Annotated in this window: 4 protein-coding genes; 3 read left to right on the top strand and 1 reads right to left on the bottom strand. The window is 65.3% G+C overall.

Going from position 1 to position 8,335, the window contains the following annotated elements; all coding sequences use genetic code 11:
* The 3 genes from Q0P59_RS11650 to Q0P59_RS11640 all read left to right on the top strand — a co-directional run.
* Positions 1-1,093: methylmalonyl-CoA mutase family protein (locus Q0P59_RS11650; RefSeq protein ID WP_295006634.1), on the top strand; the 1,093-nt coding region annotated here is incomplete at its 5' end.
* Between the two features lie 201 nt (positions 1,094-1,294).
* Entirely contained in the window at positions 1,295-4,087 is a 2,793-nt protein-coding gene (locus tag Q0P59_RS11645) for a cache domain-containing protein (RefSeq protein ID WP_295006633.1), read from the top strand.
* Positions 4,088-4,191: 104 nt separating this feature from the next.
* Entirely contained in the window at positions 4,192-5,520 is a 1,329-nt protein-coding gene (locus tag Q0P59_RS11640; protein WP_295006632.1) for a M48 family metalloprotease, read from the top strand.
* Between the two features lie 28 nt (positions 5,521-5,548).
* Here Q0P59_RS11640 and Q0P59_RS11635 read toward each other — a convergent pair whose 3' ends face one another.
* Positions 5,549-8,224 carry an ATP-binding protein gene (locus tag Q0P59_RS11635; RefSeq protein WP_295006631.1) on the bottom strand — a complete coding sequence of 892 codons (2,676 nt, stop codon included), beginning with the start codon at positions 8,222-8,224 and terminating at the stop codon, positions 5,549-5,551.
* Positions 8,225-8,335 lie beyond the last annotated feature (111 nt).

The following is an 8,335-nucleotide window of genomic DNA, read 5'->3' as shown; positions in this document are numbered from 1 at the left end:
CACGGTGCAGGCCGACATCCTGAAGGAAGACCAGGGCCAGAACACCTGCATCTTCAGCACCGAATTCGCGCTCAAGATGATGGGCGACATCCAGGAATTCTTCGTCCATAACCAGGTACAGAACTTCTACTCGGTGTCGATTTCCGGCTATCACATCGCCGAAGCCGGCGCCAACCCGATCTCGCAGCTCGCCTTCACGCTGTCCAACGGCTTCACCTATGTCGAAAGCTACCTGGCGCGCGGCATGCACATCGACGATTTCGCGCCCAACCTGAGCTTCTTCTTCAGCAACGGCATGGACCCGGAATACTCGGTGATCGGCCGCGTCGCCCGCCGCATCTGGGCGGTGGCGATGAAGAACAAGTACGGCGCCAACGAGCGCAGCCAGAAGCTCAAGTACCACATCCAGACCTCCGGCCGCTCGCTGCACGCCCAGGAGATGGACTTCAACGACATCCGCACCACGCTGCAGGCGCTGATCGCCATCTACGACAACTGCAACTCGCTGCACACCAACGCCTACGACGAGGCGATCACGACGCCGACCGAGGAATCGGTGCGCCGCGCCATGGCCATCCAGCTGATCATCAACCGCGAGTGGGGCGTCGCCAGGAACGAGAACCCGAACCAGGGCGCCTTCGTCATCGACGAACTGACCGACCTGGTCGAGGAAGCCGTGCTCAAGGAGTTCGAAGCCATCGCCAGCCGCGGCGGCGTGCTCGGCGCCATGGAAACCGGCTACCAGCGCGGCAAGATCCAGGAAGAGTCGATGTACTACGAGCACAAGAAGCACGACGGCTCGTACCCGATCATCGGCGTGAACACCTTCCTGAATCCGAAGGGCATGGCGCAGCAGGAAATCGAACTGGCCCGCTCGACCGACGACGAAAAGCAGTCGCAGATCAACCGCCTGCGCGCCTTCCATGGCCGCAACGCCGGCCAGTCGGCCGACATGCTGGCCAGGCTGAAGCAGACGGTCATTGAAGACGGCAACGTCTTCGCCGTACTGGTCGATGCCGTCAAGGTCTGCTCGCTCGGCCAGATCAGCAGCGCGCTGTATGAAGTCGGCGGTCAGTACCGGCGCAGTATGTAAAAAAATTATTGCAGGAAGGATTCCTCAAAGGGAGAACAGCAAACCCGAACCCGAAAGGGAGGAGGAGTCAATAAGGCGGCGAGGCTATGTACCTCGCCGTTTTTCATGGTGCCGGGAGGGCGCGTGCGTAGACGAAGCTGCTGTCAAAGTGTTGTCCCGGCGTTAAAATCGGCGGAGACCGAAAATACCCATGGACATGTTTTGCCGCCACTGATCGCGAATGAAAGAAACGTTCCGCGTGCCCATCTGATCGGGACGCTGGTCATCGTTCTGCTGATCACCCTGGGGCTGGGGGCGTTTTTCAGCTGGCAGCAACTGGCCGAGCGGCAGGCTGCGCTGGCGCGGGTCGAGCAGGCCGCCACCGAGAAGATCAAGGGGCGCTTGCGGGGCGAGATGGACAGCGCCATCAGCTTTCTCGAATACACCCGCCTGCGTACCGAGGACGTGCTGAAGCGCAGCCTGGTGGAACAGGTGGACAGCGCATTCCAGATCGTCGAGGCGATCCATGCCCGGGAGTCCGCGCGTCGCCCGGCGGCCGAGGTCAAGCGCCTGATCGTCGAGGCCCTGCGTCCGGTGCGTTTCTACGATGGCCGCGGCTATTACTTCGTCGACGACATGAGCGGCCAGTTCATCCTGCTGCCGACCGCCCCGCAACTGGAGGGGCAGACGCGCCTCGACAACCGGGACGATACCGGGCACTACATCATGCGCGGCCTGATCGACGCGGCCCGCAAACCGCGTGGCGAGGGATTCTCGGCCTATCGCTGGTATGCGCCGGGCAAGCCGGAAAAGATGTCGGAAAAGCTCTCCTACGTTCGTCACTTCGCGCCCTACGACTGGTTGCTGGGAACCGGCGACTACCTCTTCAAATGGGAGCAGATGCAGCAGCAGGAAGCCTTGGCCCGCCTGCGCGCCCTTCGTTTCGGGCGCGATGGCTACTTCGTGGTGATCGACGGTGACGGCAAGGTGCTGTTGTCGCCGGCCAATACCTTGCTCGAGGGCGTCAACGTTCGCGACATTCCCGAGCCGCATCGGGAAAGCGTGCTCAAGCTCTTCCAGGCCGGAACCCCGGGGGGGCGTTTCGTCGAATACCCGTTCTGGCGCAAGGAGGGCGGCGAGGCCCGCCAGAAGACGGCCCTGGTCGAGAAGATCAGCCCGTGGAACTGGGTCGTCATGGTGACGATCTTCAACGACGAGGTGAGCGAACTGGCGGCCGAGGAGGTGCGCCGTCAATCGCTGCTCGACGGTTCGCAGTTGCTGCACCTGGTGATTGCGGCGCTGGGCGCGCTGGCGCTCGGCGTGGCCGCGTCGGTGGCCTTCTCGCGCTGGTCGAACCGCCTGTTCTCCGCCTATCACCAGCAGAACGAGGCGCAGCAGGAAGCCTTGCGGGCCAGTGAGGACAAGCTGGCGAGCATTCTCGACAGCGTCGAGGCCTTCATCTACATCAAGGGCACGGACTACGCCTACCAGTACGCCAACGGCCGGGTGTGCGATTTGTTCCGGGCACCGCTGGAAACGATCGTCGGCCGGGACGACTACGCCTTCTTCGATCGGACGACCGCGGACAACCTGCGCGGCAACGACCGGCGCGTGATCGAAGGCGGCGAACGGGTGGTCGAGGAGGAAGTGAATACCACCGGGGACGGCCGGATCACCAAGGCCTTCCTGTCGATCAAGATACCGCTGCGTCGCCCCGACGGTTCGATCTATGCGCTGTGCGGCATTTCGACCGACATCACGCTGCGCAAGAACCAGGAGCTCGAGCTCGAAACCTACCGCCACGGCCTCGAGGCGCTGGTCGCCTCGCGCACCGCCGAGCTGGCCGAGGCCAAGGATGCCGCCGAGGCCGCCAGCCGGGCCAAGAGCCTGTTCCTGGCCAACATGAGCCATGAGATCCGCACGCCGATGAATGCCATCCTCGGCATGGCCTACCTGCTGCACAAGGAGACCATCGACGGCAAGGCGCGCGAACGCCTGGACAAGATCACGGCCGCCGCCAACCACCTGCTCGGCGTCATCAACGACATCCTCGACCTGTCGAAGATCGAGGCCGGAAGCCTGGTGCTGGAGGAACGCGAGTTCTCGCCCCGCGAGCTGGTCGCCGATATCCTGCAGATGGTCGGCGAGCGTGTCCGCGAGAAGGGACTGTCGATCCGGACGACGATCGGCGACGAGGTGCCGACGGTGTTGCGCGGCGATTCCGTGCATCTCGGCCAGGCCCTGCTCAACTTTGTCGGGAATGCCGTCAAGTTCTCCGAGCGCGGGGAGATTCGCGTCGCCCTGCGCCTCGACGCCGCCGAGGGCAGCCACGTCCTGCTGCGCATGGAGGTGGCGGACCAGGGCATCGGCATCGGCGCGGATCAGCAGGCCCGCCTGTTCAAGGCCTTCTCGCAGGCCGACGAATCGATCACCCGGAAATACGGCGGCACCGGCCTCGGACTGGCGATCAACGGCCATCTGGCCCGGCTGATGGGGGGCGATATCGGCGTCAGCAGCGAGCCGGGCATCGGCAGCCGTTTCTGGATGACGGCCCGTCTTGCCTGCGTCGAGGCAGCCTGCGGCGCCTCCGCGCCCCTGCTCGAGCATGCCTCTCTCCCACCGGAACAGGAGATCGCCAGTCGTTATGCCGGGCGTCGCATCCTGCTGGTCGAAGACGACGAGATCAACCAGGAGGTGGCCGGCGAGTTGCTGGGCATGGCCGGGCTGGCGGTCACCGTGGCCGGCAACGGCGCCGAAGCGGTGGCGCGCGTGCGCGACGACGAGGCCTACGCCCTGGTCCTGATGGACATTCAGATGCCGGTGATGGGCGGCATCGAGGCGACACGCCTCATCCGCGAGCTGCCCGGACGGGAAAACCTGCCCATCCTGGCGATGACGGCCAATGCCTTCGACGAGGACCGCCGCGTCTGCATGGGGGCGGGAATGAACGACCACATCGGCAAGCCCGTCGAGCCGGACCTCCTCTACGCGACCTTGCTCAGGTGGCTGCGCTGAGCTGAACCGGGGAGGGCGCGATAACGCCCGCCGCACGGACCCTTTTTCCGGGGGCGTTTCTGCCGCAAAATGCATCATCTGCCGATAGATGATCCGGGATGCCCATGAACGCCAACGACGACCTCGCCACCAGCCTGCAACGCAACCGCATCAGCCGCCGCCAGGTGCTCTGGCTGCTCGGTGCCAGCGCCCTCTCCGGCTGCGCCTCCTCGCCGGTGGGCGGCGGTTCCATCCTGGTCGGCATGAGCGAGGAGGAGGAAAAGGCCGTCGACCAGAAAGTCTCGCCGCAACAGTTCTCGCAGGATCTCGGCGCGGTCCAGGATGCCCAGATCAACCAGTACCTGACCGAAGTCGGGCGGCGGCTGGACGGCAAGACCCACCGGCCGCAGATGCCCTATTCGTATCGCGTGCTCAACGCCAACTACGTCAATGCCTACACCTTCCCGGGGGGCGCCATGGGCGTGACCCGGGGCATCCTGGTCGATCTCGACAACGAAGCCGAACTGGCCGGCCTGCTCGGCCACGAACTGGGCCACGTCAATGCCCGCCACGCCGCGCAGCGCCAGGGACAGGCCATGGTCGCCTCGGTGGCGGCGACCGGCATCAACATCATCGGTTCGGCGGCCGGCTTTGGCGGGCTGACCGACATCGGCACCCAGCTCGGGGCCAGCGCGCTGCTTTCCAGCTATTCGCGCGACAACGAGCGCGAGGCCGATGCCCTGGGCCAGGAATACATGGTGCGCGCCGGCTACCCGGCGAACGGCATGGTCGGCTTGCAGCAGTTGCTGGTCGACCAGGAAAAGGCGTCGCCGGGCATGCTGCAGACCATGTTCTCGACGCACCCGATGAGCAGCGAGCGGCGCGACACGGCGCGGCAGATGGCTGAAGGCAAGTATGCCGCCAGCAACCAGCGCGATACCGGCCGCGAGCGCTTCATGGACAGCACGGCGTCGCTGCGCCGCATCAAGCCGACCATCGAGGCTTGCCAGAAAGGCGAAGTCGCCTTGTCGCGCAAGGATTTCGGCAAGGCCGAAGGAAGTTTCCGCAGCGCCCTGGCGGCGACGCCGCGCGACTACGCGGCCAATGTCCTGATGGCCAAGTGCCTGTCCGCGCAGGACAAGGATGCGCAGGCCCTGGAGTATGCGCAGGCGGCAACGAAGATATACCCGCAGGAGGCGCAGGCCCAGAAGATGGTCGGCGTGCTGGCGCTTGCCCAGAAAGACCCGGCCAAGGCGTATGAGCATCTCGACCGCTACGACCGCCTGATTCCGGGCGATGCCGGCGTCACCTTCCTCAAGGGCGTCTCGCTGGAGGGGATGGGGCGCAAGCAGGATGCGGCCAACCAGTACGCGGCGTATCTGCGCCGCACCCAGAAGGGCAAGGCGGCCGAGTACGCCTACAGCCGGCTGCAGGGCTGGGGTTACGTCAAGTGATGCGGCGGCCTGGCGGCCGGCAGCGCCGCTAAGGCGCCGGCGTTTCGTCCAGCCAGCGGAGCAGGGTGCCGAACAGGCGGGGCGGGTCGACCGGCTTCGGAATGTGGTCGTTCATCCCGGCGTCGAGGCAGAGATTGCGGTCCTCGTCGAAGGCGTTGGCCGTCATCGCCAGGATCGGTATCCCTTCCCGGCCGGGCAGCGCGCGGATCGCCCGCGTCGCATCGAAGCCGTTCATGACCGGCATCTGGACATCCATCAGGATCGCCCGGTAAGGCGTTGTCGCGGCCTTGGCCAGGGCCTCGGCGCCGTCGTTGGCGATGTCGACAAGCAGGCCGGCCGCTTCGAGCAGGGCGGTCGACACCTCCTGGTTGATCGGTTCGTCTTCGGCGAGGAGGATGCGGGTTCCCGCATGGCGCGCGAACAGCTGGTGCTCGGCGTCGACGCCGGGCGCCGTGTCGTGGCAGGGCAAGGCGCTGGTCGCCGCCGGCAGGCGCACCGTGAACCAGAAGGTGCTGCCCTTGCCCGGCTGGCTGTCGAGGCCGACATGGCCGCCCATCATTTCGGCGAGTTGCTTGCTGATCGCCAGTCCCAGCCCGGTTCCGCCATAGCGGCGGGTGGTCGAGCTGTCGGCCTGGGCAAAGGCGGTGAACAGGCGTTTCTGGTCGTCGGGCGAGATGCCTATCCCTGTGTCGCTGACCGCGAAATGCAGTTCGCATGAGCCGGGGGCGTCGCGCCGGCTGACGGCGATGGTCACGCTGCCGGCCTGGGTGAACTTGATGGCGTTCCCGGCAAAGTTGAGCAGTATCTGTTCGAGGCGCAGCGGATCGCCCTGCAGGGCCAGGTGCATCATCCCTTCCGGAATGTTCAGGCGGAGCGCCAGGCCTTTTTCGGCGGCCCTTTGCGCAATCAGGCTGTGGATGTTCTCGAAGATGCTCCCCAGCTGGAAGTTTGTCTGTTCCAGCGTGAGCTGGTCGGCTTCGATCTTCGACAGGTCGAGGATGTTGTTGATGATGCGCAGCAGGCGTTGCGAGGCCTGGGCGACCTTGCTCAACTGATCGGCCTGCCTGGCATCGACAGGTTTTCGCTTGGCCAGGTCGGTCATGCCGATGATGGCGTTCAGCGGGGTGCGCAATTCATGGCTCATGTTGGCCAGGAAGCTGCTCTTGGCGCGGCTGGCCGATTCGGCGAGCTGCTTGGCCTGGGACAGTTCGGCCGTTCGTTCCTCGACGCGTCGTTCGAGTTCGGCCGCGCTGCGCTTGCGTTCGGTGATGTCGCGCAGGAATCCCAGCAACTGGCCATTGGCCGGGTTGAAGGTGGCGCTGACCTCGACCGGCCAGCGCGAGCCATCCTTGCGCCGGTGCACGGTCTCGAACTGGTCGCTGCCATGGGCGATCAGGCGGGCGATCCGGGAGGAGGTCGCGACCGGGTTTTCAAGGGCGTCGAGATCGTTGATCGTCATGCTCAGCAGCTCGTCGCGGGAATAGCCGGACTGCCGGGAATAGGCCGGGTTGGTGTCGAGCAGCTTGCCCTGGGCGGAGACGCGCCAGAAGCCGTCGGTCGAGGTCTCGAGGATGTGTTGCAGCGTTTCATGTCCGTCGCGCAACTCGCGCTCGCGCTCCTTCACGATGTCGATCAGGTGATTGAAACTGTCCAGCAACTGGCCGATTTCGTCGTTCCGGACAACCGGCAGGGGGGTCAGCGCCTGTTCCGGGCTGGACATGTCGCTCAGGGTCTGGATCGTGCCGAGCAGCGGCGCGAGCTGCTGCTTGAGTATCCACCAGATCAGAAGCGCGACCAGCAGGGTGAGCAGCAGGGCGCCGAGCAGCAGCTGGCGCCGCAGGTCGTTGATCGGCGCGAAGGCCTCGCTGGTCGGCAGGTAGACGGCGAGAATCCAGCCGGCGCTGGGGATTTTCTTGTCCGACGTCAGGATTTCGAGGCCCAGCGGATTGATCGTCACCGCCGAGCCTTCCTCTCCCGCAAGGAAGCGGTCGATCACCGGCAACTTCCCGGGCGGCGGCAGGATCTCCATGACCCGGCTTTTGTCGCTGCTGGTCACAATGATGCGCTCCCGCGGCGCCAGCACCAGGTAGCCGCCGGTTTGGCCGTAGCGGCCGTCGGTGATGCGGTCGAAGAAGCTGGGCAGGCCCAGGTTGATGACGCCGGAAATGGCCCCGACGATCTTTCCCTGTGCATCGCGCAGCGGGGTGGCGAGGCCGAATACCGGCGCATTCAGTTTCTTGCCGACGAGCGGCCGGCCGACGCAGCTCTTTCCTTCGCGGATGGCATTGGCGATGACCTCGATGTCCATGTAATTGACGCCGCGCCGGCCGGTCTGCGGGGGAACGTCCGCGATCGCGGTGCCGCCGGCGTCATAGACGATCACGCCGCCGTTGAACAGGGACAGCGCGAGCGGCCGGTTCTCGAGCAGCCGCTGCACCTCGGCGGGCGCGGTGGTGACGATGGGGGCGACGGCGACGGCCAGTTGCTCGAGGGTTTTCAGGCGGCTGTCGATCTCGTGGTCGAGTTGCCCGGCGACCAGGGTTGCCGTCGACAGCTGCGCGGCGCTGAGCACCTGCTCGAGATCCTTGCGCAGCATGTGGCTGGCCATCAGGGTGAGCAACCAGATGCCGACGACGAAAATGGCGACCGTGGATAGCGTGATTCGCGTTTTCAGCGAGTGTTTCTGGGTTCTCCGTGGCGCCATTCGATTTCGAGCCTCGCACAAAAGCTGCATCCGATGTGCCAACCCTCGGGTCGGTGACGCTCAGTATAGCCGCATGACACGCAGTTGGAATGCGCGGCGAGGGGGGATGGC

The sequence above is a fragment of the uncultured Dechloromonas sp. genome, from assembly GCF_945957265.1.
Lineage (GTDB): Bacteria > Pseudomonadota > Gammaproteobacteria > Burkholderiales > Rhodocyclaceae > Azonexus.
The sequence above is the reverse complement of the archived record's forward strand: the minus strand, read 5'-3'. Positions and strand labels throughout refer to the sequence as shown.